Annotated in this window: 27 protein-coding genes; 12 read left to right on the top strand and 15 right to left on the bottom strand. The window is 71.8% G+C overall.

The window, feature by feature from the left end; translation table 11 throughout:
• Positions 1-62: 62 nt before the first annotated feature.
• The 3 genes from ACFYW7_RS28360 to ACFYW7_RS28370 form a co-directional block, all read right to left on the bottom strand.
• On the bottom strand, positions 63-848 hold the full coding sequence (locus tag ACFYW7_RS28360) for an electron transfer flavoprotein subunit beta/FixA family protein (protein ID WP_389507371.1): 786 nt from the start codon (positions 846-848) through the stop codon (positions 63-65).
• A 217-nt stretch (positions 849-1065) separates the two neighbouring features.
• A complete protein-coding gene (locus tag ACFYW7_RS28365) occupies positions 1066-1527 on the bottom strand; it encodes a flavin reductase family protein (protein ID WP_389507966.1) in 462 nt (153 codons plus the stop codon).
• A 290-nt stretch (positions 1528-1817) separates the two neighbouring features.
• Positions 1818-2231, bottom strand: a complete 414-nt coding sequence (locus ACFYW7_RS28370) for a TlpA family protein disulfide reductase (RefSeq protein WP_389507968.1) — start codon at positions 2229-2231, stop codon at positions 1818-1820.
• A gap of 75 nt (positions 2232-2306) precedes the next feature.
• Between ACFYW7_RS28370 and ACFYW7_RS28375 the strand changes: the two genes are divergently transcribed.
• Both ACFYW7_RS28375 and ACFYW7_RS28380 read left to right on the top strand, forming a co-directional pair.
• Positions 2307-2723, top strand: coding sequence for a DUF4395 domain-containing protein (locus ACFYW7_RS28375; protein WP_389507374.1), 417 nt, complete (start codon positions 2307-2309; stop codon positions 2721-2723).
• 186 nt (positions 2724-2909) lie between these two features.
• Positions 2910-3638, top strand: a complete 729-nt coding sequence (locus tag ACFYW7_RS28380; protein WP_389507376.1) for a lysophospholipid acyltransferase family protein — start codon at positions 2910-2912, stop codon at positions 3636-3638.
• A 34-nt stretch (positions 3639-3672) separates the two neighbouring features.
• On the opposite strand, the gene ACFYW7_RS28385 is transcribed toward ACFYW7_RS28380, so the two are convergent.
• The 5 genes from ACFYW7_RS28385 to ACFYW7_RS28405 all read right to left on the bottom strand — a co-directional run bounded on the left by ACFYW7_RS28385 (position 3673) and on the right by ACFYW7_RS28405 (position 8320).
• Entirely contained in the window at positions 3673-4365 is a 693-nt protein-coding gene (locus tag ACFYW7_RS28385) for a B3/4 domain-containing protein (protein ID WP_389507378.1), read from the bottom strand.
• A 13-nt stretch (positions 4366-4378) separates the two neighbouring features.
• Positions 4379-4951, bottom strand: coding sequence for a transglutaminase domain-containing protein (locus ACFYW7_RS28390; RefSeq protein WP_389507380.1), 573 nt, complete (start codon positions 4949-4951; stop codon positions 4379-4381).
• 104 nt (positions 4952-5055) lie between these two features.
• Entirely contained in the window at positions 5056-6129 is a 1074-nt protein-coding gene (locus tag ACFYW7_RS28395; protein ID WP_389507382.1) for a threonine aldolase family protein, read from the bottom strand.
• Positions 6126-6881: an SDR family NAD(P)-dependent oxidoreductase gene (locus ACFYW7_RS28400; protein WP_389507970.1), complete on the bottom strand. Its 756-nt coding sequence runs from the start codon at positions 6879-6881 to the stop codon at positions 6126-6128. The genes ACFYW7_RS28395 and ACFYW7_RS28400 overlap by 4 nt, the downstream gene beginning before the upstream one ends.
• 41 nt (positions 6882-6922) lie before the next feature.
• Positions 6923-8320 (bottom strand): DUF6421 family protein, encoded by a 1398-nt coding sequence (locus tag ACFYW7_RS28405; protein WP_389507384.1) that lies wholly within the window; start codon positions 8318-8320, stop codon positions 6923-6925.
• A gap of 497 nt (positions 8321-8817) precedes the next feature.
• Between ACFYW7_RS28405 and ACFYW7_RS28410 the strand changes: the two genes are divergently transcribed.
• Positions 8818-9501, top strand: a complete 684-nt coding sequence (locus tag ACFYW7_RS28410) for a glycerophosphodiester phosphodiesterase (RefSeq protein ID WP_389507387.1) — start codon at positions 8818-8820, stop codon at positions 9499-9501.
• Positions 9502-9753: 252 nt separating this feature from the next.
• On the opposite strand, the gene ACFYW7_RS28415 is transcribed toward ACFYW7_RS28410, so the two are convergent.
• Positions 9754-10296, bottom strand: a complete 543-nt coding sequence (locus ACFYW7_RS28415; RefSeq protein ID WP_389507389.1) for a GNAT family N-acetyltransferase — start codon at positions 10294-10296, stop codon at positions 9754-9756.
• Positions 10297-10365: 69 nt separating this feature from the next.
• Here ACFYW7_RS28415 and ACFYW7_RS28420 point away from each other — a divergent pair, with 69 nt between their 5' ends.
• Together ACFYW7_RS28420 and ACFYW7_RS28425 are read left to right on the top strand one after the other, a co-directional pair.
• Positions 10366-10752 carry a VOC family protein gene (locus ACFYW7_RS28420; protein ID WP_389507391.1) on the top strand — a complete coding sequence of 129 codons (387 nt, stop codon included), beginning with the start codon at positions 10366-10368 and terminating at the stop codon, positions 10750-10752.
• A gap of 142 nt (positions 10753-10894) precedes the next feature.
• The gene (locus tag ACFYW7_RS28425) at positions 10895-11659 is read left to right on the top strand and encodes a VOC family protein (protein WP_389507393.1); all 765 of its coding nucleotides are present in this window, start codon (positions 10895-10897) and stop codon (positions 11657-11659) included.
• 46 nt (positions 11660-11705) lie between these two features.
• Here the strand turns inward: ACFYW7_RS28425 and ACFYW7_RS28430 are convergent, their stop codons facing one another.
• Both ACFYW7_RS28430 and ACFYW7_RS28435 read right to left on the bottom strand, forming a co-directional pair.
• Positions 11706-12257 carry a MarR family winged helix-turn-helix transcriptional regulator gene (locus ACFYW7_RS28430; RefSeq protein WP_389507395.1) on the bottom strand — a complete coding sequence of 184 codons (552 nt, stop codon included), beginning with the start codon at positions 12255-12257 and terminating at the stop codon, positions 11706-11708.
• Positions 12254-13897, bottom strand: coding sequence for an FUSC family protein (locus ACFYW7_RS28435; protein WP_389507397.1), 1644 nt, complete (start codon positions 13895-13897; stop codon positions 12254-12256). Before ACFYW7_RS28435 ends, ACFYW7_RS28430 begins: the two co-directional genes overlap by 4 nt.
• Before the next feature lie 237 nt (positions 13898-14134).
• On the opposite strand from ACFYW7_RS28435, the gene ACFYW7_RS28440 reads away from it, so the two are divergent.
• The 3 genes from ACFYW7_RS28440 (at position 14135) to ACFYW7_RS28450 (ending at position 16724) form a co-directional block, all read left to right on the top strand.
• Positions 14135-14683, top strand: coding sequence for a DUF5134 domain-containing protein (locus ACFYW7_RS28440; protein WP_389507399.1), 549 nt, complete (start codon positions 14135-14137; stop codon positions 14681-14683).
• A gap of 227 nt (positions 14684-14910) precedes the next feature.
• Positions 14911-15846, top strand: coding sequence for a M56 family metallopeptidase (locus tag ACFYW7_RS28445; RefSeq protein ID WP_389507401.1), 936 nt, complete (start codon positions 14911-14913; stop codon positions 15844-15846).
• A gap of 179 nt (positions 15847-16025) precedes the next feature.
• Entirely contained in the window at positions 16026-16724 is a 699-nt protein-coding gene (locus tag ACFYW7_RS28450; RefSeq protein ID WP_389507403.1) for an HAD family hydrolase, read from the top strand.
• Between the two features lie 230 nt (positions 16725-16954).
• On the opposite strand, the gene ACFYW7_RS28455 is transcribed toward ACFYW7_RS28450, so the two are convergent.
• Entirely contained in the window at positions 16955-17200 is a 246-nt protein-coding gene (locus tag ACFYW7_RS28455) for a DUF2630 family protein (RefSeq protein ID WP_389507405.1), read from the bottom strand.
• A 349-nt stretch (positions 17201-17549) separates the two neighbouring features.
• Here ACFYW7_RS28455 and ACFYW7_RS28460 point away from each other — a divergent pair, with 349 nt between their 5' ends.
• Together ACFYW7_RS28460 and ACFYW7_RS28465 are read left to right on the top strand one after the other, a co-directional pair.
• Entirely contained in the window at positions 17550-17774 is a 225-nt protein-coding gene (locus ACFYW7_RS28460) for a hypothetical protein (protein ID WP_389507407.1), read from the top strand.
• A gap of 182 nt (positions 17775-17956) precedes the next feature.
• Positions 17957-18634: a TetR/AcrR family transcriptional regulator gene (locus ACFYW7_RS28465; protein ID WP_389507409.1), complete on the top strand. Its 678-nt coding sequence runs from the start codon at positions 17957-17959 to the stop codon at positions 18632-18634.
• On the opposite strand, the gene ACFYW7_RS28470 is transcribed toward ACFYW7_RS28465, so the two are convergent.
• A complete protein-coding gene (locus ACFYW7_RS28470; RefSeq protein ID WP_389507412.1) occupies positions 18622-20124 on the bottom strand; it encodes an LVIVD repeat-containing protein in 1503 nt (500 codons plus the stop codon). The two genes, ACFYW7_RS28465 and ACFYW7_RS28470, sit on opposite strands and share 13 nt — an antisense overlap.
• 262 nt (positions 20125-20386) lie before the next feature.
• Between ACFYW7_RS28470 and ACFYW7_RS28475 the strand changes: the two genes are divergently transcribed.
• Entirely contained in the window at positions 20387-20968 is a 582-nt protein-coding gene (locus ACFYW7_RS28475; protein ID WP_389507972.1) for a DUF305 domain-containing protein, read from the top strand.
• 117 nt (positions 20969-21085) lie between these two features.
• Here the strand turns inward: ACFYW7_RS28475 and ACFYW7_RS28480 are convergent, their stop codons facing one another.
• Positions 21086-21556: a DUF6214 family protein gene (locus ACFYW7_RS28480; RefSeq protein WP_389507974.1), complete on the bottom strand. Its 471-nt coding sequence runs from the start codon at positions 21554-21556 to the stop codon at positions 21086-21088.
• Positions 21557-21769: 213 nt separating this feature from the next.
• Between ACFYW7_RS28480 and ACFYW7_RS28485 the strand changes: the two genes are divergently transcribed.
• Positions 21770-23122, top strand: a complete 1353-nt coding sequence (locus ACFYW7_RS28485) for an FAD-dependent oxidoreductase (protein WP_389507414.1) — start codon at positions 21770-21772, stop codon at positions 23120-23122.
• 444 nt (positions 23123-23566) lie between these two features.
• On the opposite strand, the gene helR is transcribed toward ACFYW7_RS28485, so the two are convergent.
• Positions 23567-25714: an RNA polymerase recycling motor ATPase HelR gene (gene helR / locus ACFYW7_RS28490; RefSeq protein WP_389507416.1), complete on the bottom strand. Its 2148-nt coding sequence runs from the start codon at positions 25712-25714 to the stop codon at positions 23567-23569.
• Positions 25715-25935: the final 221 nt, after the last annotated feature.

Raw genomic sequence — 25935 nt, forward strand, 5'->3', positions numbered from 1 at the left:
AGGTGAGCTGGTGGGTCACAGTCACTGCGCCGGTCCGGGGATGCACCCCGGCCCGTCGGCGGCTAGATGAACTTCTGGCCCGCGAGGAACTCAGCGAGCTGCTTGCCGCCCTCGCCCTCGTCCTTGACGATCGTGCCCGCCGTGCGCGCCGGACGCTCGGTGGCGGCGTCGACCTTGGTCCAGGCACCCTCGAGGCCGACCTCGTCCGCCTCGATCTCCAGGTCCTCGAGGTCCCAGGACTGAACCGGCTTCTTCTTGGCGGCCATGATGCCCTTGAAGGACGGGTAACGCGCCTCGCCCGACTGGTCGGTCACCGACACGACCGCGGGGAGGGAGGCCTCCAGCTGCTCGGAGGCGGAGTCGCCGTCGCGGCGGCCCTTGACCACACCGTCCTCGACGGAGACCTCGGAGAGCAGGGTGACCTGCGGGACACCGAGACGCTCGGCCAGCAGCGCCGGGACGATGCCCGCGGTGCCGTCGGTGGACGCCATGCCGGAGATGACCAGGTCGAAGCCGGCCTTCTCGATCGCCTTGGCCAGCACCAGCGAGGTGCCGATGGCGTCGGTGCCGTGCAGGTCGTCGTCCTCGACGTGAATGGCCTTGTCCGCGCCCATGGACAGCGCCTTGCGCAGCGCGTCCTTGGCGTCCTCGGGGCCGACGGTCAGCACGGTGATCTCCGCGTCGTCCGCCTCGTCCGCGATCTGCAGCGCCTGCTCGACGGCGTACTCGTCGAGTTCGGACAGCAGGCCGTCCACGTCGTCACGGTCGACGGTCAGGTCATCGGCGAAGTGCCGGTCGCCAGTGGCGTCGGGCACGTACTTCACAGTGACAACGATCCTCAAGCTCACGCCGGCTCTCCTACTGCATCGTCATTTCTGGGCTGCCTTCTTTCAGGCAGCATAGGCGCCTGAAGCGGCCGATCCCGGTCGGGGCGGCGCGCGCTCCGAACGAGATATTACTCGCCAGTACACCCATTGGGCGCCCACTAAGCAAGCGCTTTGGAATGTGACCTTCGCAACTCTGCGTAACCGGCGAGTAAAACTGACGAGTAGCCGGGCCGCGCCTTCAGTCGCGCAGGCCGCCGAAACGCCCCTGGTGGTACAGGAGTGGGCTGCCCACGCCCGTCGGATCACCCTGGACGACCTCCGCCAGGACGATCCGGTGGTCACCCGCCGGTACCCGCGCCACGACCCGGCACACCAGCCAGGCGAGCACGTCGTCGAGCACGGGAACTCCCTCGGGCCCGTTGCTCCAACGGGTGGGCGGGCCGAACCGGTCGGCGCCGCTGCGGGCGAAGGTGGCGGCCAGCTCCCGCTGGTGTTCGCCGAGCACGTGGACGCCGACATGACCGGCCTCGGACATCACGGGCCAGCTCGACGCGCCGGTGCCTATGCCGAACGAGACGACCGGGGGTTCGGCCGAGACCGAGGTGAGCGAGGTGGCGGTGAAACCGACGGGACCGCGGGCGTCCGAGGCGGTGATGACGGCGACCCCCGCCGCGTGCCGCCGGAACACGGAGCGCAGCAGATCCGGGGAGGCGGGCCGGGGTCCGCCGGGCCGCGGCCCGGCCGCCGCGGGGCCGTCCTTCCGCGCGGGCCGCTCCGGACCCGCGCCCGCGCGGGCCGGCCCCAGCGCGGGGAGCGGGCCCTGGCCGGTCAACAGCCCGGACGGCACGCGCTCGCGGCGCACGCCGGGTCCAGGTGGACGGGCTCGGGGAGAGGGAGTTCCGGGGACATACGGCCAGGCTGACGATCGGTGACGGGCGCAGTCAAGGGCGTACCGGCAGATGGGAGATGCCTCACCATGATCGCCACGGGTCAGACGGCCTCTCCGAGCGCGGCGACGACGTCCGCCTTGCGCGGCTGCCCCGCGGCCCGGCGCACGATCCGCCCGTCCGCGTCGAGCACCAGCACGGTGGGCGTCTTGAGGATGCCGAGTTCGCGTACGAGGTCCAGGTGGTCCTCCGCGTCGATCTCCACGTGGGCGACGCCGGGGACCATGCCGGCCACCTCGCCCAGAATCCGCCGGGTGGCCCGGCAGGGGGCGCAGAACGCGCTGGAGAACTGCACGAGCGTGGCCCGTTCACCGAGCCCCTCCCCCAACTCGGCCACGCCGAGCCGCTTTCCCTCGTCGCGCCCGCGCACCCTCACCCTCCCGCTCCGCCGCCGGTGCAGCATCCCGAAGGCGCTCGCCGCCGCGAGCACCACCACGCACACCACAAGTCCGTTCATCATGTGCACAAGCATTCATGAGACCGCAAAGATTCCCCGCCCCGTCCGGCGCCCAGCATGCGGAATGCTTGATTCATGGACATTGACGCGAGAGGACCGCGTTTCGGCGCGGTCGTGACGACGGTCGTACTGGCGGTGACGCTGATCACCGGGAGCGTCTGGCTGCTGGCCTGGCAGACCCTGGCGTTCGCGCTGGGCGCGGTCGGCGGCGTGGCGCGCTCGCCGTACGGCTGGGTGTTCAAGAAGGCGGTCCGGCCGCGGATCGGGCCGCCCACGGAGTTCGAGGCACCGGAGCCCCCGCGGTTCGCGCAGGCGGTCGGGCTGCTGTTCGCGGTGGTGGGACTGATCGGCTGGACCGCGGGGCCGCAGTGGCTGGGCACGGCGGCGACGGGGTGCGCGCTCGCGGCGGCGTTTCTCAATGCGGCGTTCGGGTACTGCCTCGGGTGTGAGATGTACCTGTTCGTGCGTCGCGCGAGGGTACGCACCGAGTAAAGGCGGGTTAAAACTCCGAGGTCGATCAAGGGGGCGACGTGACGAGGATCTCGCCGTTCCCCGGCACCAGGACTGGCCCCCCGTCCGTTCTTCGGGCACGATCTGCGCATTGCCGTAAACCTACGGCTGCGTAACTTTCCCGCCGGGAGACCCCTTCCCAGGCAGAGAGAAGGGTCCACCCCGTCCATGGCAGAGCTTGTCTACCGCCCCGTCGTCGGCCTCGCCCAAACGCTCTTCAAGGCGTGGGACCTCAAGATCGACTGCAAGGGGTCGGAGAACATCCCGCGCTCGGGCGGCGCCGTGCTGGTCAGCAACCACATCAGTTATCTGGACTTCATCTTCGACGGCCTGGCCGCCCTGCCCCAGAAGCGCCTGGTGCGTTTCATGGCGAAGGAATCGGTCTTCCGGCACAAGATCTCCGGTCCGCTGATGCGGGGCATGAAGCACATTCCCGTGGACCGTCAGCAGGGCGAGACGGCCTACCAGCACGCGCTGGAGTCGCTGCGTTCCGGTGAGATCGTCGGCGTCTTCCCCGAGGCGACCATCTCGCAGTCCTTCACACTGAAGAGCTTCAAGTCGGGTGCCGCGCGCATGGCCCAGGAGGCCGGCGTCCCGCTCATTCCCGTGGCCCTGTGGGGTACGCAGCGGCTGTGGACCAAGGGCCACCCGCGCAACTTCAAGCGCAGCCACACCCCGATCACCATCCGGGTCGGCGAGCCGATGGAGGCCCCGAAGGACCAGTACGCGGGGGCCATCACCCGGCGGCTGCGCGAGCGCGTCCAGGAGTTGCTCGAGGCCGCGCAGCGCTCCTACCCCGTACGCCCCAAGGGGCCGGACGACACCTGGTGGATGCCCGCCCACCTCGGCGGCACGGCACCGACCCCCGAAGAGGTACGCGCGGCCGAGACGCGCTGAACCGGCGCGCGGGGTGCCCCCGCGCGCCGCGCCGTCATTCCGGGGCGTGGACGGTGATCCGCGCCCCGGGGCTGAACTTCTGGAGCAGTTCGGCGAGTTCGGCGCCCGCGGCCTCGACCTCGGCGACCGGCATCGGGGCGAGGCTCTCCAGCAGGAAGAGCGCCGCGGTGGATTCCTCCGTGAGCCCCGTACGCGGCCCCTGGCGCCAGTTCCAGCGACGGCAGGTGACTCCCGCGTCGTCGCGCCACACCACCTCGCCCGCGTCGGGGTGTTCGACGACCTTCTCACCGCCCGCGACGGTGACGAACTCCTCGTCGCCCGTAGCGCGCACCAGGCGCATCGCGCCTCGGATGTGATCGGTGTCCTCGCCGCCGACCGGGATCAGGTGGGCCACGCTGATCGCGTTGTAGACGTCCACGAGGACGTTGATCCTCGGCAGGCCCGCCTCCGAGAGCGCGCGCCTGGCGAGCGCTTCGGCGGAGTTGCGGGTGCGTGAGGGCTTGGATCCGAACGCCGTGTACGCCGCCCGCCAGGCCGCCATGTGCGGGTCCTCGTGCGGAGCCCGCCCCGCCAGCCGTCCGGCCAGCCGCCGGGCCGCGTCGTCCAGGAGCGACGAAGTCCCTTCGGTGCTGGGGCCGTTGACCAGCCCGTCCGCCTCCACGGCGACATGCGTGGAGCCGGGCACGAGCGCGCGCACCTCGTCGGACACGGTGAGTCGGATCGTCATCGTCTGCCTCGCCTCAGAGTGCGGTGGGGAGCGTCCGCCACAGGGACGGACGGTCGGGGGCGGCTTTCAAGGCGCCCAGCACGGCCGGGTGCGGTTCAGCGTACAACACCGGGTAGTCCAACTCATTGGACTCCGGGTCGGTCGCGAAGGCCAGCCGTTCACCGTCCAGGGAGAACTGCGCGTCCACGCCGGGCTTGTTGCCGCGGGGGTCCTGCCGGTGCCAGGCCCCCCGGAAGCGCACGGCGACGAGTCCGTGGACCTCGCCGAACCGCTGGTAGCAGAACGCGGTCGGGATGTCCTCGGCGCGCAGCAGCGCGGCCAGCGCGTGGGCCTTGGCGTAGCAGATGCCCGTACGCCGCTCCAGGACGTCGGACGCGCGCCAGGTGACCCGGAGATCGCCGGAGTCGGCCGAGTGCGGGATGGTGTCACGCACGAATTCGAACGCGGCGCGTGCATAGGCATACGAGTCCGCGACGCCCTCCGCCAGGCGTCCGGCCGTCTCGCGGACCAGCGGATGGTGATGGTCGACCACCTCGTCGGCGGCCAGATAGGCGGAGAGGTCGTTGGTTTCCTGGATCAGCTCCATGCCCGCAGAGCATAGGAACGCGACCACCCGGGAGTCAATAAATTTCCGAGTGGTCGCATATCCATGCAATCGGTGGTGTGTGCCGGGCGGACCCGGCGCCGTGCCTACCGCTGGGCCATCTCCTCCTTGACCGCGGCGACGAAGTCGTCGACGTCGGCCTCGGTCGTGTCGAAGGCGCACATCCAGCGGACGTCACCGGCCGGCTCGTCCCAGAAGTAGAAGCGGTAGCGCTTCTGCAGCCGCTCGCTCACGTCGTGCGGGAGCCGGGCGAAGACCGCGTTGGCCTGGACCGGGTGGAGGATCTCCACTCCGTGCACCGCGCGGACGCCCTCGGCGAGACGCTGGGCCATCTCGTTGGCGTGCCGGGCGTTGCGCAGCCACAGGTCCTTGGCGAGCAGCGCCTCCAACTGCACCGAGACGAAGCGCATCTTGGAGGCCAGCTGCATCGACAGCTTGCGCAGGTGCTTCATGTGGCTGACGGCGTCCTGGTTCAGGACGACGACCGCCTCGCCGAACAGCGCGCCGTTCTTGGTGCCGCCCAGCGACAGGATGTCGACGCCGACCGCGTCGGTGAACGTCCGCATCGGGACGTCCAGGGAGGCGGCGGCGTTGGATATCCGGGACCCGTCCAGGTGCACCTTCATGCCGTGCGCGTGGGCGTGGTCGCAGATCGCGCGGATCTCGCCGGGCGTGTAGAGCGTGCCCAGTTCGGTGCTCTGGGTGATCGAGACGACCTGCGGCATCGCCCGGTGCTCGTCGTCCCAGCCGTACGCCTGCCGGTCGATCAGTTCGGGCGTGAGCTTGCCGTCGGGGGTGGGCACGGTGAGCAGCTTGAGACCGCCCATGCGCTCGGGGGCGCCGCCCTCGTCGACGTTGATGTGCGCGCTCTCCGCGCAGATCACCGCGCCCCAGCGGTCGGTGACCGCCTGGAGCGCGACCACGTTCGCGCCGGTGCCGTTGAAGACCGGGAAGGCCTCCGCGGTCGACCCGAAGTGGCTGCGGACGATCCCCTGGAGGTTCTCCGTGTAGTCGTCCTCGCCGTACGCGACCTGGTGCCCGCCGTTGGCCAGGGCCAGGGCGGCGAGCACCTCGGGGTGGGCTCCCGCGTAGTTGTCGCTGGCGAAGCCGCGGACGGCTGGGTCGTGATGACGCCGGGCGTCGGTCTTCGGAGGATTCACGGCTTCTCGGTCAGCCACAGGCGCTTTCCGTTCACTTCGGCGGCGGGCTTGTCCCAGACGCCGACGATGGACTCGGCCAGTTCCGTGACGTCCGTGAAACCCGCGAACTTCGCGTTGGGCCGCTCGGCGCGCATCGCGTCGTGCACCAACGCCTTCACCACCAGGATGGCGGCGGCGGACGTCGGGCCTTCGGCGCCCTCGGCGATCCCGGCCTTGCGGAAGTAGTCCGCCATGGCCAGCGTCCATGCCTCGGCCGCCGCCTTGGCCGCGGAGTAGGCCGCGTTCCCGGCGGTGGGATTGCTGGCACCGGCGGCGCTGATCAGGACGTACCGGCCGCGCTCGCTGCTCTGCAGTGCCTCGTGGAAGGCGAGCGTGGTGTGCTGGACCGTGCGGATCAGCAGCAGTTCGAGCAGGTCCCAGTCGTCGAGAACCGTCTTGGTGAAGGTCTCGCTGCCGCGCCAGCCGCCGACGAGGTGGACGAGCCCGTCCACCCGGCCGAAGTCCTTCTGGACGCGCGCGGCCCAGTCGCGGGTCGACTGGAGGTCGAGCAGGTCCACGGTGTCGCCGACGACGGTGGAGCCGCCGTGCGCGTAGCGGGCCGCGTCCACGGCCTCCGCCAGCCGCTCCGCGTCGTTGTCCGCGCCGATGACGGTGGCGCCCGCCTCGGCGAGCCTGAGCAGTGCCGCCCGGCCGGCGGGTCCACCCGCGCCCGCCACCGCGATCACCGCACCGCTGAGAGCCCCGTTCCCCATGGTCTTCGCCTCCTGAGCAATGTTCTCGCTACCGCGGTCGGTCACGCGGCGACCCGCTCGGAGCCGGCCGCGGTGATGCCCTTGGTGGAGGCGATCACGTGCTTCAGCTTCTTGGAGAGCGCCTCATAGAACATGCTCAGGGGAAACTCGTCCGGAAGCACGTCGTCGACCAGCTTGCGCGGCGGCTGGGACAGGTCGAGGGCGTCCGGACCCTTGGCCCAGCGGGAGCCCGGGTGCGGGGCGAGATAGGTGGAGACCAGCTCGTAGGCCTTGAACCAGTGGACGAGCTTGGGGCGGTCGATGCCGGACCGGTAGAGGTCCTCGATCTCGGCGCACAGCTGGTTGGTGACCAGCGGGGCGCGCTGCCAGTCGATGTGCAGCTTGTTGTCGGTCCAGCGGACGACGTCGTGCTTGTGCAGGTAGGCGAAGAGGAGCTGGCCGCCGAGACCGTCGTAGTTGCGGACGCGGTCGCCGGAGAGCGGGAAGCGGAACATCCGGTCGAAGAGCACGGCGTACTGCACGTCGCGGCCGTGCGCGTTGCCCTCGGACTCCAGCTTCACGGCCTCCTTGAAGGCGGTGAGGTCGCAGCGCAGCTCCTCCAGGCCGTACATCCAGAACGGCTGGCGCTGCTTGATCATGAACGGGTCGAAGGGCAGGTCGCCGTGGCTGTGGGTGCGGTCGTGGACCATGTCCCAGAGCACGAAGGCCTTCTCGCAGCGCTCCTGGTCGTGGACCATGGCGGCGATGTCCTCGGGCAGCTCGAGACCGAGGGTGTCCACGGCGGCGCCGGTGACGGCGCGGAAGCGGGCGGCCTCGCGGTCGCAGAAGATGCCGCCCCAGGTGAACCGCTCGGGCGCCTCGCGCACCGCGATCGTCTCCGGGAAGAGGACGGCCGAGTTGGTGTCGTAGCCCGCGGTGAAGTCCTCGAAGGTGATGCCGCAGAACAGCGGATTGTCGTAGCGGGTGCGCTCGAGCTCGGCCAGCCACTCCGGCCACACCATGCGCAGGACGACCGCCTCGAAGTTGCGGTTCGGGTTGCCGTTCTGCGTGTACATGGGGAAGACGACCAGGTGCTGGAGGCCGTCCTCGCGGCGCGCGGCGGGCTGGAAGGCCAGCAGCGAGTCGAGGAAGTCCGGCACCTGGAAGCCGCCGTCGGCCCAGCGGCGCAGGTCCCTCACGAGCGCCTCGTGGTAGGCGACGTCGTGGGGCAGCAGCGGGGAGAGGCTCTCGATCGCCTCCGCCGCCCGGCGCACGGCCAGATCGACGTCGGACGCGTCCGGGGCGCCGTCCGACTCGAAGTCTATGGAGCCGTCCTTGGACTGCCAGGGGCGGATCTCCTCCACGGCATCCTTGAGCACGGGCCATGCCGGATGCTCCACCACCCTGGCCACGGGAGGAACCCGCTCCTCCGTACCCACCTGCTCAAGAACTTCCGTCATGTCCCATCCTCCACAGGAAAAACTCGCGTATGGACACCGTATGTATACGAGGTTCCTTCCCGCAAGAGGAGACTCGGGAGATTATCCTGCGCACCCCTACCTTCACCGCTCTTTTTCCTGCCGGACACCATGTATGCAATGACATCCGCCACACTCACCCGACGGCCCGGCGGCGCCGAGGGGTTCCGGAGAGAGGTCCACGAGGGGTGCCGGGGACGGGACGGCCCGCGTCACGGCGCCTTCCTGGCGGCGGGAGCGACCCGGGCGGGCGACCTACGGGACGGCGGGTCCGGCGACACGGGTGATATGGGGCATATCTCCCCGGTTCGCTCCCTTTCCACACACCGATTGCCCCGAGTGAGCCCGACACTCCCATTGCCCCGCGCAGGAACGGGTACATCGCAGAGTCAGGCCATTAGGCTGCGGCCTTGCCGCGTGGACGCCCCCGTCGGAACCACGCGCGAGCCGAGCCGCCGTCGACGGAAGCGAGTCGCATCTTGAACTTCCTCACCATCGGTCACCGCGGAGTGATGGGCGTCGAGCCCGAGAACACCCTCCGTTCCTTCGTCGCCGCCCAGAACGCGGGCCTCGACCTGATCGAACTCGATCTGCACCTGAGCAAGGACGGCGCCCTCGTCGTCATGCACGACTTCGACGTGGACCGCACGACCGACGGCTCGGGGCCGATCGCCGAGAAGACGCTCGAGGAGCTGCGCGCGCTCGACGCGGGCCGCGGTGAGCGCGTCCCCGTCTTCGAGGAGGTCCTGGAGGCCGTCCGGACCCCGTTGCAGGCCGAGATCAAGGATGTCGCGGCGGCCAGGGCGCTGGCCGAGGTGATGCGGCGGCACGACCTGGTCGGGCGGGTCGAGGTGTCGTCGTTCCACGACGAGGCCGTCGCCGAGATCACCCGCCTGGTGCCGGGCGTCCGCACCGCGCTGATCGCCAGCCGCTACGGCGTCGACGTCGTGGACCGCGCCGTCGAGGTCGGCTCCGCGACCGTCTGCCTCAACATCCGCAGGCTGAGCCTGGAGGTCGTCGAGGCGGCCCGCAAGGCCGACCTCCGGATCATCGGCTGGGTGGTGAACACCCAGGACCACCTCCGGCTGGTGCGCGCCCTGGAACTGGACGGCGCCACGACCGACTACCCCGAGATCAAACGGACCGGCCGCTTCACGGCGTGACGGGGGGCGGGAAGGCCGCCGCACCACGGGGTCCGCTCGGCCGTGACCGGCCCGAGCGGACCCGATGCGGCCCGGCCCCCCGCGCGCACCGGGCCGTGGGCGACGCGTCGGGCCCGCCGAGCACCCGGAGGCTCCCCGGGCCCGGGAGGCGGAACCGTCGACCTGCCGTCCGGAGCCGGGAAGCGCGCCACGACACCGGCCCGGGGCGGGATGTGCGGCCGCTTCGGCGGGCCTGCCGCGTGATCGCCCGGATCAGACCTGGGCGAGCGGCTTGACCAGCAGTTCGAAGCGCAGGTCGTCCCGCTGCGGGATCCCGAAGCGCTCGTCGCCGTACGGGAACGGTGTCATCCGTCCCGTACGGCGGTAGCCGCGCCGCTCGTACCAGGCGATGAGGTCCTCGCGTACGGAGATCACGGTCATGTGCATCTCCGTGACACCCCAAGTCTCGCGGGCCGTCCGCTCCGCCTCGCCGATGATGACCTTGCCGAGCCCGCCGCCCTGGAGCGCGGGGCTGACCGCGAACATGCCGAAGTAAGCGTGGTCCCCTCGGTGCTCCAGCTGGCAGCAGGCCACGAGCGCGCCGTCCCGCTCGGCGATCAGGAGCCGGCTGTCGGGCGCCTCGACGACGGCGAGCACCGCTGCCGCGTCGGTCCGCTGCCCCTGGAGGATGTCCGCCTCCGTGGTCCAGCCGACCCGGCTGGAGTCCCCTCGGTACGCCGAGTCGACCAGCGCGACCAGGGGGTCCACATCCCTGTCGGTGGCGTCGCGGAAGGTCAGGCCGGTGGCGGTTTCCATGGAAGCGGTTCTCCGTTCGGTGGCGCGGCTGGGCACGCCGAGCGTAACCCTCCCCTAGACTCCGGCTGCATGGTGCATGTACTGAGCGGCCGGACGCTGTTGCGCCCGGCCGACCCGGAGCGCTCGCGTGCCTTCTACGGCGGGCAGCTCGGCCTCGACGTCTACCGCGAGTTCGGCACGGGACCCGAGCGCGGGACCGTGTACTTCCTCGGCGGCGGTTTCCTGGAGGTCGCCGGACGGTCCGAGACCCCGCCCTCGCCCGCGCTGAAACTGTGGCTCCAGGTCGCGGACATCACGGCGGCCCACGAGGAGCTGACGGCCGCCGGGGTCGAGGTGGTCCGCGAGCCGGTGCGGGAGCCCTGGGGACTGATCGAGATGTGGATCACGGACCCGGACGGAACCGAGATCGTGATCGTCGAGATCCCCGCCGACCATCCGCTGCGCCACCGGCCCTGAGCGCCTCCGAGACTCCGCTTCCCGTCCGGCACGGCGCGCCGGACGGGACGCGGCCGACCGGCGGGGCGGCGGGGCGGCCCGGATGGCCCCCGCTTCACGGCGGGCTTAGCGTGCTGAGGGGGCCCGCCGCGAAAGGACGCTCATGAAGCTCGACAGGCCGGTGACCGGCGGACCCTGCTGGACGGAGCTCGGTACGAGCGATCTGGAGAGCGCCAAGGGCTTCTACGCCGATCTGTTCGGCTGGCGCCCGGAGACGGACCCGCGTCAGGAGGCGGGCGGCTACACGGTCGCGCACCTCGGGGACGCGGCCGTCGCGGCGATCACCCCGATCTATCAGGAGTCGCAGCCCGTCGCCTGGAACGTGTCGTTCGCCGTCGACGACGTGGACGCGGCCGCGGCGGCCGTGCGGGCCGCGGGCGGAACGATCGTCCTCGACCCGATGGACGTGCTCGACATGGGCCGTTTCGCGGTCGCGTTCGACCCGGGCGGTGCCGCCTTCCAGATGTGGCAGGCCCGGGCCTTCTCCGGTGCGGGACTGTTCAACGCGCCGGGCGCGCTCGGCTGGGTCGAACTGCTGACCCGGGCCCCCGACGAGGTGACCGCGTTCTACACGTCGGTGTTCGGCTGGACGGTGAGAGCGTCGGAGCACTACCCGCAGTGGGGCGTCGACGGAGCCGACTTCGGCGGCATGATCACGATGGACGAGAACTTCCCGCACGAGGTCCCCTCGCACTGGCTGCCCTACTTCGCCGTCGAGGACGTGGACGCCACGGCGAACGCCGTTCTCATGGCGGACGGCCACCTGCTGATGGAACCCGTCTCGCAGCCCCACGGCCGGCGCATCGCCGTCGCGCGGGACCTCCAGGGCGCCGCGTTCGGGATCTACACGGAGGCCGGCATGTCCTGACCCGCGTGTCGCTGCCGACACCTCCCGCCACCCGTGGGAGGCGGTGTCAGACCCGCGGCAGCCTCAGCCGGCCCTCCAGCTGACCGAGCAACTCGCCCAGGATCACGGCCAGTTCGCGCTGGCGATCCCGGTCGATCCCGGACAGGACCCCGGCCTCGTAGGCGAGCTGGTCGGGGAGGACACCGTCGACCAGTTCGCGTCCTTCGTCGGTCAGCCGGACGTGCGCGACCCGGCGGTCCCGGGTGTCGCCGCGCCGCTCGACCAGACCGCGCTCCGTCAGCTGCTTGAGCCGCTTGGTGACGGCGGCGCCCGAGGAGAAGGTCTCGCGGGCGATCTCGCTCGGAGTCAGCTCGTGCCCGGTGCGGCGCAGCGTCCCGAGCACGTCGAACTCGGGGCGGGTGAGCCCGGCGCGACGCAGGGGCGCGTCCTCGGCCTGCTGGAGGAGCGCGGCACAGCGGTTGACCCGCCCGATGACCTCCATGGGTCCGGTGTCGAGGTCCGGTCGTACGGTCCCCCACTGGCGCACGACGGCCGCCACCGTGTCGGCGGGCACCGCCCGGTCGCCGTCCGCCGCGCCCCGTCCGTCCGCTGTCGTCATGCCCGTGCGTCCTCCCCGCAGTGCGGTTCCCGGCGTCGTACCGTCGCCGCGAGCGTACGGTGTCCGGCCTGTTCAGCTCGCATGACCCGCTCCTCCGGCAGGGCGCGCTGCCACCATTCGCCGGCCGCGGCGTCGGCGGCGGCGCGCAGGTCGACCACGGCGGCGGACAGACCGCGGCGGGCGGACTCCAGGGCTTCGGGCGCCGGGCGTTCCTCGGCCAGCAGTCCGGCGGCGTGTTCCCGGGCCCGGTCCACCGCGCCGAGCGCGCGTTCGATGCGGTCGCCGGCCCGGCGGTTGGTGACGGCCAGGGCGGCGGCGAAGCCGACCAGGGCGCCCACGAGGGTGTCCAGCACCCGGTCGGTGATCAGCTCTCCGGGCTGCTGGGCGCGCGCGAACTCGGTGATCAGCAGGGCCATGGGGGTCACGCAGACGCTGCCGAGCCAGTAGTTGCGGCCGATCAGCGCCTCGGCACCGAAGTTCAGGGCGAGGCAGCACAGGACGAGGGCCGCCTGGCCGACGTGCGCGAGGGGGGCGAGTACGGCGAACGCCAGGACGCCCAGGAGGTTGCCGACCACGCGCTGGACGCCCCGGCTCCAGGTGAGGCTGACGTTGGCCTGGTAGAGCGAGGCGGCGGTGACCAGCGCCCAGTAGGGGCGGCCGACACCGAGCGCGAGCGCGACGTATCCGGCCAGCGCGCAGCCGAGCGCGGTGCGCAGGGCGATCGGGGCGAGCGGGCCGAGGCGGCGGAGCGGCGACGGTTCGGCGAGGGCGAGCGCCGTCTCGACGCCGAGCAGTTCGTCGGCGGCGTCCCCGAGGCCGTCGGGGTCCGGGACGGGCCCGGTGCCGGCCAGGGCGCGGGCCCAGCCGCGCAGCCGCCGGGCGTCCGTGTCGGCGGGTGCGGCGAGCGCGACCTCGGCCCGCACGACCAGTCGTTCGAGGGCGCGCCGGGGTGCGGACCGGGCTCCGGTGGACAGCAGCGACTGCCAGGCGGCGTGCACGGCGGCCGCCGCGGCGGCGCGGGCACGGGCGTCGTCCGGGGTCTCCGCGACCACCGCCGCGGCGTTCAGGGCGTGCGCGGTGGCACGCCGTTCCGGGCCGTGCGGGCGCAGCAGTCCGGGGGCCATGCCGACGATCCAGGCCCAGGCCCCGGCCGCCGCGCCGAGCGCGAGGTGGCCCGGCACCTGACCGAGGCTCTGCGGTACGAACAGGGACGCGGAGGAGATGAAGGCGAGGACCACGTGTCCGGGCGGGCCGATGCGCGTGGCGTCGCACAGGGCCTTCTGCGCGGCGGCCAGCAACGCGCCGACGGTGACCAGCACGACGGCGTTCGTGGTGAGCGACGCCGTGACCAGCGCGACGCCGAGTCCGCCGAGCATCCCGGCCACCACCCGGGCCAGGACGCGGGCCCGGGCGGCGTAGGGACGGTTGTGGGCGTAGAGCGCGCAGAGCGATCCGGCCATGGTGTACATCGCCAGGTCCAGGCGGCCCAGCGCCAGCAGGGTCAGATTGGGCGGGGCGACCGCGGCGACGACGCTCAGCGCGGGTTTGAACCAGATGTCGGAGGGCCTGCCGAGGCGGAGCACTCCGGCCAGCGGAAGGCGGCGCGTACGTGAGGGGCCGGAACGGATCGCACTGCTCATGGAAATAACCTTAACAGGTGTTTTATCTATAAAACATTATCCCGCCGTCGGCTCTCACCTGCGGTGAACTCCCGCACGCTCCCCCGTGTACACCGGTGCGCTCGTATGCGCCCCGGCCGGCCGGGGCATGCCCTGACCGACCGTCCGATGTCCGGCACGGCGGCCCGCCCGGCGACCCGGCCCGGCGTCGCGCGCCGGCCATCGCGTGTCCGACGTCGTCGAGCGGGGAGGTACGCGGTGCACGGACCGGCTTCGCCCGGCTGGCTGCTCGTCGCGCTGTGCGTGGCGACCGGGGCCTACTGCCTGCTGCGGATGCGCAGCCCCGTCGAGGAACAGCGCCGTACGGCGGGCGGCGAGGCGCTCATGGGGTTCGGCATGGCCGCGATGGCGGTCCCGGCGGCCGTGGCGACCCCGCCCCGCTGGGCCTGGCTCGCCTGCACGGTCCTCTTCGGCGTCGCCGCGCTGCGCGCACTCCGCTCGGTCCGCCGCGGCCCGCACCATCTGCACCATCTGATGGGCGTCTTCGCGATGGTCTACATGGCGGCGGTGATGACCGCGGCTCCGCCCCACCATGTCCACGGCGGTGCCGGCGTCCCCCTCCTCACCGGAGTCCTGCTCCTCTACTTCACCGGCTACGTGCTCCGCTCGGGCGTCCGTCTCCTGCCCCTGGCCGTGGCGTCGGGCCCCGGGCCGCGCGCCGTCGGCTGGGGCGACCGCCCCGAACTCTCCCAGGCCTGCCGTCTGTCGATGGGGATCGCGACGCTGGCGATGCTGGTCACGCTGTGAGCCCCGGGGTCTCGCGGACCCCGGCCGGGCAGGTCGCCGGTGTCGCCCCGGACGCCTGTCCGACTCGACGCCTTCCGCGCCCGGAATCGCGCCGGACTCGATACCGGTCATGTCCGGAAACCGGCGGGGCGCGACACGGGTCGCGGCGCGCCCGACGAGCCCGTGGCGTACGTCACTTGGCGCCGCTGCCCGTATCCAGTGGCAACGCCCGCTCATAGGCTTCGCCCATGATGGTCCCCGCGGCACTGTTGCTGCTCGGCGCCCTGGCCGCCGTGGTCGCTCCGCGACTGCTCGCCCGGGCGGACTGGCCGGACCGGGAACCGGTGGTCGCCCTGTGGGTGTGGCAGTGCGTGGTGGCGGGCGTTCTCGTGTGCTGCGCCCTGTCGATGACGCTCAGCGCGTCCGCCGCCTCGGTGGTCGTACGCGGCCGGGTCTTCGGCGGAGCACCCGCGGCGGTCGTGGACGCCTACGCGATCAGCGCCGGAGGTCCCTGGGCCGCCGTCACGGCCGTGACGCTCGCGTGCGGCGCCCTCTGGACGGCAGCGATGCTGGCGCGCGAGATCTCCCGGACGCGGCTGCGCCGTCGGCGCGATCGCTCCGAACTCCTGCTGCGCTCCCCGCTGTTGCCCGGTGAGGAACCCGGACCCGATCGTCTCGTCGTCCTGGAGGGAGAGCGTCCTGACGCCTGGTGGCTGCCCGGCACTGCTCCCCGACTGGTCATCACCACAGCCGCGTTGCGCCGCCTCGAGGGACGACAACTGGACGCCGTGCTCGCGCACGAGCAGGGGCACGCCCGGGCCCGGCACGACTGGCTGCTGCACTGTTCGGCCGCGCTGGCCAACGGATTTCCGCAGGTACCGGTGTTCGCCGCGTTCCGCGACGAGATGCACCGGCTGGTCGAACTCGCCGCGGACGATGTGGCGTCGCGACGCTTCGGCCGGCTCACGATCGCCCTCGCGCTGGTCGAACTCAACGAGGACCGGGGCGTGTTCGGGCCCTGTCCCACTCCGGGCGGGCACGTCCCGCAGCGGGTCGACCGGCTCCTCATCCCCCGGAACCGGCTCACCGCCGCCCGCCGGCTGCGGCTGACGGCGGCGGCCGCGCTGGTGCCGGTGGTACCGATCCTGGTGGCGTTCGCGCCGGGGCTGCGGGCGTTGGGGTGACCGTCGGGTCACCCCGGGCGCGGATCGCCGTGCGGTGACGTCGGCGGGGTCGCGCCGGTGCGTCTCCCGGGGCTCGCGCGTCAGAGCGGCAGGAGCGTCGACCTCCGCCTCGATGCGAGAGCGCGGGTCGAGCGTGGCCTACTTGACCGGCCCGTGCGACGGCGCGAAGGATTCCCGTCATGACGATCAAAGGCGTGCTCTTCGACTTCTCCGGGACCCTCTTCCGTATCGAGCCCGCCGAGGCCTGGCTGCGCGCGACGCTCGCGGAGACCGGTCTGACACTCCCCGAGACGGAGTTGGTCCGCACGGCACGGGATCTGGAGTCGGCGGGTGCGCACCCGGGGAGCCGCCACCCCGCGCAACCGGTGCCGGAGCACCTCACGGCGCTGTGGGAGGCCCGCGACCGGAGTGCCGGGGAGCACAGGGCGGCGTTCACGGGTCTCTCCCGGCAGGTGCCGCTGCCGGACCCCGGCCTGCACGACGCTCTCTACGACCGCCATATGGCGCCCGCCGCGTGGACGCCCTATCCCGACGCGGCCGAGGTGCTCGGCGTGCTGCGCGAGCGGGGCTTCGCGGTCGGAGTCGTCAGCAACATCGGCTGGGACCTGCGGCCCGTCTTCCGCGAGCACGGCCTCGATCCCCAGGTCGGAACGTACGTCCTGTCGTACGAGCACGGCATCGAGAAACCGGATCCCCGGCTCTTCGCGATCGCCTGCTCCGAACTCGGCATCGCGCCGGAAGACACCCTCATGGTCGGCGACGACCGGAGGGCGGACGGCGGCGCCGCGGCCCTGGGCTGCGCGGTGCGCTTCGTGGACCACCTGCCGGTGGCGGACCGCCCGGACGGTCTGCGGCCGGTGCTCGACGCGGTCCTCTGACCCACGGCACCGGGAGCCGTACGCGCAGCGGGCGCCTCGGCCGGTGGGCACTTGGCGGGCACGGGACGTCGCGGGTGCCGTCCCGCCGGGAGGGCGACCGCGGGCGAGGGCCGTCGGATCGCCGCGCGCCGGCGCGCGGCAGCCTGTCGCCGGGGCCCCGTGCCAGGTGCGAACAGCTCGGCGGCGCCGGAGCCGGCCTGGAACGCGCGGCGCGCGGACCTCGGACGACGTCAGCTCTGGTAGCCCTCGACCTGCGACGTCGGACGCGCCCGCGCCTCGTCCGGGTTCTCACCGAACTCGGACTTCGCGCGCCGCTGGCGCAGCAGGTCCCAGCACTGGTCCAGGTCGCGTTCCAACTGCCCGAGCCGTGCCTGCTCCGTGGCGCCGTCGATCCGCCCGGCCGCCAGCGCGTCGCGCAGCCGCCGCTCGTCCTCCACCATCGCGGAGATCCTGGTCAGGATCTGTTCTTGATCCATGTCCGTCATCCTCCTCAGGGCTCCAGGCCACTCTATGAAGGACTCGCGTCGTCTGCGAGCGATGGGCAGTGCCCCGAGCGGCCGTCCGCGATGCGCGAGATCCCCGCGTCCGCTGGGACGGTGCCCGCGGTCGCCCGACGCGCGGGCGACGTACGAACATCCGCGGCCCTCCAGGAACAGTCGTTCGCGTCCAGGGATCACGACTCGCCCGGTATCCCGAAGCGGAACAGTTGACTTCCGGTCTCAAGCGGCCGGGCACGGTCAAGATGAGGCCAAGTGGGGGCAATCGCTCCCCAAAGCGACGGTAATGGCTAAGTTGGCGCCTCCGTCGCACACTCCGAGGTTCGCCATGAAGACAGCGCTCTGGATTCTCCTCGCCAGCCTGCTCACGTACGTCACGACAGCCGCCCTGTACAACACCGCCCGCAGCGACGACCGGGAGTCCCTGGTCGGCAACGCGCTCCTGAGCTGGTCGGTGGGCTGGTACATGGTGACCAGCTGGCGACGCGTCCGTCTCACGGCACGACGGCTCCCGCCCCACGAGGCGGACGCGGCACAGGAGGACGGTTCATGACCACGGCGGCCGGAGGGCGGGCGGGCAGCACTCGGCGGACGCGCGCCACCGCGCGTCCGACCTGAGGCGATCCCCCGCGTCGCCCCAGGTCGGCGGCAGCCCCGAACCCGACCCGCCAAGGGGCTTGGCCCGGACGCGTTGAGTATAGTTGGCTGGCAGCCAGTCAACGCAGGAGTTACAGCATGTCCCCGCGAAGCGCCTCGGTCAATGAAGAGTTGCGGCGACGTTCCCGGGAGCGGTTGCTGCAGGCCGCGGTGGAGCTGGTGAGCGAGCGCGGCTACGACGCCACGACGCTCGGGGACATCGCGGATCGCGCGGGATCGGCGCGCGGACTGGTGTCGTACTACTTCCCCGGGAAACGGCAGCTCCTGCAGTCCGCGGTGCACCGGCTGATGCACCGCACGCTGGAGGAGGCACTCGAACGCGAGCCGCGCACCGAGGACGGCAGGGAGCGCATGGCGCGGGCCATCGACGCGATCCTGGGACTCGCCCTGGACCAGCCGGTACTGATGCGGCAGCACATGGCAGGACTGCTCCAGGCCGAGGGATTCGTCCAGTGCCCCGAACAGCGGCGGCTCTCGGAACTGCTCGGGGACACCGTCGCGCGGTACGGCTCGCAGCAGGTCACGACCGACTACCCGATGCTGCGCGCGCTGCTCATGGGGGCGGTGTTCTCGGCGCTGGTGCCGGGTGTGCCGATGAGGGTCCCCGTACTGCGGGCCGAACTGTTCAAGCGCTACCGGCTGGACTGGGAGATGGGGGTGCCGCCGGACACCGAGGCGTCCGGCGGCACCCGCGAGACGGATCTGTCCCGCTTCTTCGCGACCGAACCGGGGCCGCGGGACGGTCAGTCGAAGTAGTCCGGCTGCGTCTGGACGTTCAGCTCGCGCAGGTGGACCCGCTTGGCCGGGTCCGTGCGCCGGTCCTTGAGCTTCAGGACGTCGAAGCCCTTGGCGATGTCGTTCGCGTAGATGTAGCCGTTGTAGTAGTACGCCGACCAGGCGCCGCCGACCTGGAGGGTGTCGGTGGACAGCGGCCCGCGCTCGAAGTAGGCGATCTCCTCGGGGTTCGAGGAGTCGGTGAAGTCCCAGACGGAGACGCCGCCCTGGTACCAGGCCTGGACCATGAGGTCCTTGCCCCGGACGGGGATCAGCGAGCCGTTGTGGGCCACGCAGTTCTCGGTGTCGGCCTGGTGGCGGGGAATCTTGTAGTAGCTCTTGAAGACGAGTTTGCGGTGGTCTCCCCTGCCGACGATGTCGTAGACGCCGTCGGCGCCGCGGTTCGGACCGATCGCCTCGTTGCAGGTGGCCGCGCCGCCGCCGCCCAGTTCATCCGTGAACACGACCTTGTCGGCCCTCTGGTTGAAGGTCGCCGAGTGCCAGAAGGCGAAGTTCACGTTGTCCTCGACCTGGTCGATGACCTTCGGGTGCTCCGGATCCTTGATGGAGAACAGGATGCCGTCGCCCATGCAGGCGCCCGCGGCCAGGTCCTTCGACGGCAGGACCGTGATGTCGTGGCAGCCGGTGGTCTTGGAGACGCCCGGGTTGGTGGGCCCGCCCGGGTTCCCGCCGCCGTCGGCGCCCTCACCCGGGAAGAGCACGGGGAAGCCGACCACGGCCGCCTTCTCCGGGGCCTTGCGCGGAACCTTGATCACCGAGATGCCGTCGTGCGGGGGCTGGCAGTCGGGGAAGGTGGCGTTCGGCGAGTACGAGGAGACGTAGACGTAGACGTTCCTGCGCTCGGGTACCAGCGAATGGGTGTGCGAGCCGCAGGCGGTCTCGACGGCGGCGACGTACTTCGGGTTCGCCTTGTCGCTGATGTCGAAGATCTTCATGCCCTCCCACGACGACTTCTCCGTCGCGGGCTGCGAGGTGCTGGCGCAGGAGTTGTCGCTGCGCGAGGAGTCGGTGGACAGGAAGAGCAGGTCACCGGAGACGGAGATGTCGTTCTGCGAGCCGGGGCAGAGGACCTGGGAGACGGTCTTCGGGGCCTTCGGGTCGCTGATGTCGAAGATGCGGAAGCCGTCGTAGTTGCCGGCGAAGGCGTACCTGCCCTGGAACGCCAGGTCCGAATTGAGGCCGGTGAAGGCTTCCTTGGGGACATTGGCGAGGTGTTCGACGTTGTCGGAGTGGACGATCTCGTCCTTCCCCGGTATCTCGCCGCTCGCTATGGCCGCCCGGGCCTCGGCGGCGTCGCTCCTGGAAATCTGCTCCCGAGTGGCGGGACCGTCCCCGGGATCGGGGATGGCGGACGCCGGTACTGCCGATAAGAGCGCGGCCAGGAGTCCGGCCGCGGCGACGGCGACTCCCAGTCGTCTGCGCCGCGTTCGGGGGTTGTTCAACAGGGTCACTGTGTTCTCCCTTGCAGCCGTTCGCGGTTGAACGGTTCACGGACCCCTGAAGTATCGTCCGCATCATGTGCACATCAACAGATGGCAACGTCATCGTCATGAACCTTTTTGATCAGTCATGTTCATGGATACGCCCGTGCGGTTATCAACACTCTTGATCCGTCCGCCGATTCGTGTGCCGCAGGAGGCCGCTGTGCTCGCTGGTCATAGGTCCCGTACGCCCCTGGTCACGGCCTTACTGGCCGCCGCCGCGCTCACGCTGATGGGCTGCGACTCCGACTCCGGCACCAAGTCCGCGGGGTCCGGCGAGCCTTCGGTGATCGCGCCCGGCAAGCCCGGCGAAGCGGCCGAGACTCTCTCCGCCGAGGACGCGGCCGGACGGCGGTCGGACGACGACTCCCCCAACTCCGCCGATCTCGCCTACGCGCGGATGATGATCGCGCACCACACCCAGGCCCTGGAGATGACCGAACTCGCCCCGGACCGGGCGAAGTCGGGGAAGGTGAAGGGGATCGCCGCGCGGATCGCGGCCGCGCAGGGACCGGAGATCACCACCATGAGGAGCTGGCTCGAGGCGCACGACCGCGCCTCGACCGCCGGCGGCCACGAGCACGCCACCATGCCCGGGATGGCGACGAAGGCCCAGCTGGGGAAGCTTCGCGCGGCGAGGGGAGACGCATTCGACCGGCTCTTCCTCCAGCTGATGATCACTCATCACGACGGGGCGGTCAGCATGGCCACGGACGTGAAGGCCCAGGGCAACAACATCCAGATCGAGGAGATGGCCGACGACGTGATCGCACAGCAGACGAGTGAGATCACCAGGATGCGCGCGATGTCCTGAACGGCCTCGCCGTCGACGGCGCCGCGGACAGGGACCCGAAGGGCCCGGGCCCCGGACCTGGTGCCGTCCTCACGACCGACACCGGCACGACCGACACCGGCACGACCGCCAACCGCTTCACCGGCGGACGTGGCGAGGCGTCAGGAGCCCGGCGTCACGCGCCCCCGCGATCAGTCTCAGGGACTCGCGGCGGCTGTGGCCGGTGGCGCCCATGACCGCGAGCACCGGGTCCGCGCCGTCCGCCTGCGCCGATCGGTACTCCTCCGCCACCAGCAGACTCCCCTCGGCGCCGCGCGGCCAGGCCGGCCGGGCCCGCCGCGCCCGGCTCTCCCGCTCCCGGCCGGCGCCGGCGCCGGCGTCGCTCCCGCACACCTCCGCCAGTGGCTCCTCGATCCACTCCGCGACCACCGCGAGGTCGTCCAGCGAGAGCGGCGGCTCGGCCCGTACGTCCTCGACCGACAGGCCCGCCTCCGTCAGCACGGCGAGCAGGTCGACCCGGGCCCCGTCGGCGAAGGCCAGTCGGACGTCGAGCCAGGTCACGCCGACCGCCCCGGACTCCCGCACTCGCCAGGCGGGGCGCACGGACACCGTGCCGTCCTCGCGGCAGCGGTCGGACAGATTGAGGAACGATGCTTCCAGCACATACGGAAAGTAACCGCATCATCACATTCCATACGAACGGACACGCGCGCACCTGGCACACACCGCACCCTGTCAGCGGAGCACCGGTGGTGCGATCCTGGAAGCACCAGCGATGTCCTGTCAGCGATCTTCCTGATCCCCCGGGTGAGGAGTTCCGCAGTGCTGCATGTCGCCGTCGTCGGCTCGGGACCCAGCGGGGTCTACAGCGCACAGGGTCTTGTCCAGCGGAGCGGGCCGCCCGACATCCGGGTCGACGTCCTGGACCGCCTGCCCTGCCCGTACGGTCTGGTGCGCTACGGAGTGGCACCCGACCACGAGAAGATCAAGTCGCTCCAGAACAACCTGCGGACCGTCCTGGAGGAGGAGCGGGTACGGTTCCTCGGCGGTGTCCAGGTGGGCCCGGGCGGCGTGCCGGTGGCACGGCTGCGGGAGCTCTACCACGCGGTCGTGTACTGCGTCGGCGCCGCCACCGACCGGCATCTCGGGGTGCCCGGAGAGGACCTGCCGGGCAGCTGGTCGGCGACCGAGTTCGTGTCCTGGTACAGCGCGCACCCCGACTCCGCGGCCCGGGGGTTCGTGCGCGACGCGCGCTCGGCGGTGGTCATCGGCGTCGGGAACGTCGCTGTCGACGTGACCCGGATCCTGGCCCGCGGCGCACCCGAGCTGAGCCCCACCGACATGCCGCAGGCGGCGCTCAGCGCGCTGGCCGCGAGCGAGGTCACCGAGATCAGCATGGTCGGGCGGCGCGGGCCCTCGCAGGCCCGCTTCACCACCAAGGAGCTGCGCGAACTGGGTTCCCTGTCCGAGGCCGAAGTCAGTGTCGAGGAAGCGGAGTTGGCGCTCGACCCGGCCTACCTCGACCCGTCCGGGCTACCCGCCGCGCAGCGCCGCAACGTGGAGGTCCTGCGGGGATGGGCGGCGGCCGGACCGCTGGGCCGCCCGCGTGTCATCCGTCCGCGCTTCTTCCTGCGTCCCGTCGAACTCCTCGCCGACGGGGGGCGGGTGGGCGCGGTCCGGTTCGAGCGTACGGTGCCGGACGGCGAGGGCGGGGTGTCGGGGACCGGCCGGTTCGAGGTGATCGAGGCCCAGTTGGTGCTGCGTTCGGTGGGCTATCGCGGGGTGCCGCTGGACGGCCTGCCGTTCGACCCCGGCAGCGGCACGGTGCCGCAGTCGGCGGGACGGGTCCTGCGGGACGGCGTGGTTTCCCCGGGCGAGTACGTGGCGGGCTGGATCAAGCGCGGTCCGACCGGCGTCATCGGGACCAACCGTCCGTGCGCCAAGGAGACGGTGGCCTCCCTGCTGGAGGACGCCCCCGCGCTCGCTCGGCGAGAGTTCGCCGGGGATCCGCTCACGGCGCTGCGGGCCGAAGGGGTACGGCCCGTCGAATGGGCCGGGTGGCAGGCGATCGAGCGGGCCGAGGCGGCCCTCGGCGCCGAACTGGGCCGTGGCGGCATGGTCAAGCTGCCCGACTGGGACGCGCTGTGGACGGCGGCCGGGACGGCGGGTCCCTGAGGGGACGGACGCCCGGACGCGTCGCCCGGAACCCTCGCCCCCGCCGCGCCGCCGGCCGGGCGAGCGGCACCGGTGGAAGGGCCGGTGCCGGAGCCGGAGCCGACGGAGCGCCGGTGGCCGGTGCCGGTGAAGGTGTCCGTGCCGGTGGAGGTGCAGGGGGCCGGTGCAGGGGGAGGTGCCCGCGCCGGTGGAGGTGCAGGAGGCCGGTGCAGGTGGAGGTGCAGGGGGCCGGTGGAGATGCAGGGGGCCGGTGCAGGTGGAGGTGCCCGCGCCGGTGTCCGGTGGAGGGGGATCCGGCCGGGTGAGCGGCCGTCCGGCGCGGCCCGTTCGCCCAGCGGCCGTTCGCCGGGCCCCCGCGAGGGCGAGGGACCGGGAGGGCAAGGGCCCGGGCCAGGGCCCCGCCGTAGTGGCCGCCTGCCGGCCTCCACGGCGGGGCGGCCGACGTCAGGAGCGCGTGAGAACGACGAGTCGCCGGGTCGCGCGGGTCATCGCGACATAGCGGTCGACCGCTCCTTCGGTGCCCTCCCCGAACGCCTCCGGGTCGACGAGGACGACCAGGTCGAACTCGAGGCCCTTCGACAGTTCCGGGGTCAGTGACCGGACGCGGGAGGTCGCCCGGAACGTGGGGTCGCCGATCACGCAGGCGACCCCCTCGGCATGCTCCAGAAGCCAGGAGTCGAGGATCGAGTCGCGGTCCTCGACACGGCCGTGCACGACGGGGACGCCGGAACTCCGCACGGACGTGGGCACGTTGGCGTCCGGGAGGGCGGCCCTGATGACCGACTCCGCTTCCTCCATGACCTCTTCCGGCGTCCGGTAGTTGATGGTCAGGGAGGCCACGTCGATCCGGTCGAACCCGACCCGCCCGAGCCGTTCCCGCCACGACTCGGCGAACCCGTGCCGGGCCTGGGCGCGGTCCCCGACGACGGTGAAGCTCCGGGACGGGCAGCGCGCCAGGAGCATCTGCCATTCCGCGTCGGTCAGTTCCTGGGCCTCGTCCACGACGATGTGCGCGAACGGACCGGCGAGCAGGTCCGGTTCGGCGACGGGCAGTCCGCTCTCGTCGATCAGGGTGTCCCGCAGGTCCCGGCCGCGCAGCATCGTCACCGCGCCCTCGCCGTCGTCGTCGGCCGCCAGCACGTTCTCGATGACTCCGGCCATGCGTTCGCGTTCGGCGGCGACGGACGCCTCGTGCCGACGCTTGCGCAGGGACGCCTCCGGGTCGCCGAGCCGCTGTCGTGCCGCGTCCAGGACCGGCAGGTCGGACACGGTCCAGGCCCGGGTGACCGGACGCTGGAGCCGGCGGACGTCGTCGGGGCCGAGCCAGGGAGCGCACATCCGCAGATAGGCGGGCACGGACCACAGGTCTCCGACGAGATCGGCCGCCTCCAGCAGCGGCCACGCGCGGTCGAGGGTCCCGACCAGCTCCCGGTCGTGCAGCAGCGCCCTGCGGAACAGGTCCGGCGGGACGTCACCGTCGTGCTTGTCCATCAGGATCGTGAGCAGCGCCTCCCGGACGAGGTCGCGTGCTTCGTTGTGCGGGACGCCCGGCTCGGCCGCTTCGAACGCCTCGGCCCAGTCGTCGGCGCTCAGCCACAGATCGCCCCAGGGGGTGGTGACCGTCATCCCCTGGGCGGGCGGCTCCTCGTAGAACCTGACGGCCTTCTCGATCGCCTTCACGATGTTCGCGGACGACTTCAGGAGGGCCACGGCAGGGTCGGGCTCGGTCTCCGCCGAGGCTCCCTCGGTGACGAGGTCGCGCAGGGTGCAGGTCCGCACGCCCTCCTCGCCGAGGCTCGGCAGGACGTCGGCGACATAGGCCAGGTACGGCTGGTGGGGACCGACGAACAGCACCCCGCCGCGCCGGTGGCCGAGGCGCGGGTCCGAGTAGAGGAGGTAGGCGGAGCGGTGCAGGGCCACGACCGTCTTCCCCGTACCCGGACCGCCGTCGACGACGAGCGCGCCGCGGGATCCCGCCCGGATGACGGCGTCCTGGTCGGACTGGATCGTGGCGAGCACGTCGCGCATCCGGGCCGACCGGTTGCCGCCCAGACTGGCGATGAAGGCGGACTGGTCGTCGAGCGCGGCGTGCCGCTCCAGCCCGTCGGCGGTGAACACCTCGTCCCAGTAGTCGCTGATCCGGCCGCCGGTCCAGCGGTACCTGCGGCGGCTCTTCAGGCCCATCGGGTCGGCGTGGGTCGCCGCGAAGAACGGTTCGGCGGCGGGAGAGCGCCAGTCGGTCAGCAGCCGACGGCCCTCGCTGTCGGTGAGGCCGAGTCGTCCGATGTACACAGGCTCGGTGTCGTCCGCGCCGACGATGTGTCCGAGGCACAGATCCAGACCGAAGCGACGCAGGGCGCGCAGCCGACCGGTCAGCCGGTGGATCTCCAGGTCCCGCTCCATCGCCTCCCGGCCGACGCCGCCGGGCGCCCTGCGCTCGGCGTCCAGGCGGTCGGACAGTTCGCCGATCGCCTGTTCCAGGCTTTCCGCGATGGCCGTGAAATGCCGTTCGTCACCGGCGATCAGCGCGGGGTCGGCCTTGGGCCGGAGATGGCCGGGAAGGTGGAACGCACTGGTGGTCAGGGGGCTCATGTCAGCGGCTCCGATCCGGGGTCGCGCCCGCGCGGGCCGGCGGCGCGCCGGCCCCCGCCGGAGCACCGGATGCCCGCGACCGGCGCGCGACACCTCCGGCCGACGCTCCCTGACCGCACGACCTGTACACCGACGACAGCACACGCACTTGGTGGATCTCCCCGTTTCCGCAGGTTCTGGCCTCGGCCGGTGATTCTGCGGCATCACCGGGGCCTTGCCGC

This window comes from Streptomyces sp. NPDC002580, assembly GCF_042889485.1.
Taxonomy (GTDB): Bacteria; Actinomycetota; Actinomycetes; order Streptomycetales; family Streptomycetaceae; genus Streptomyces.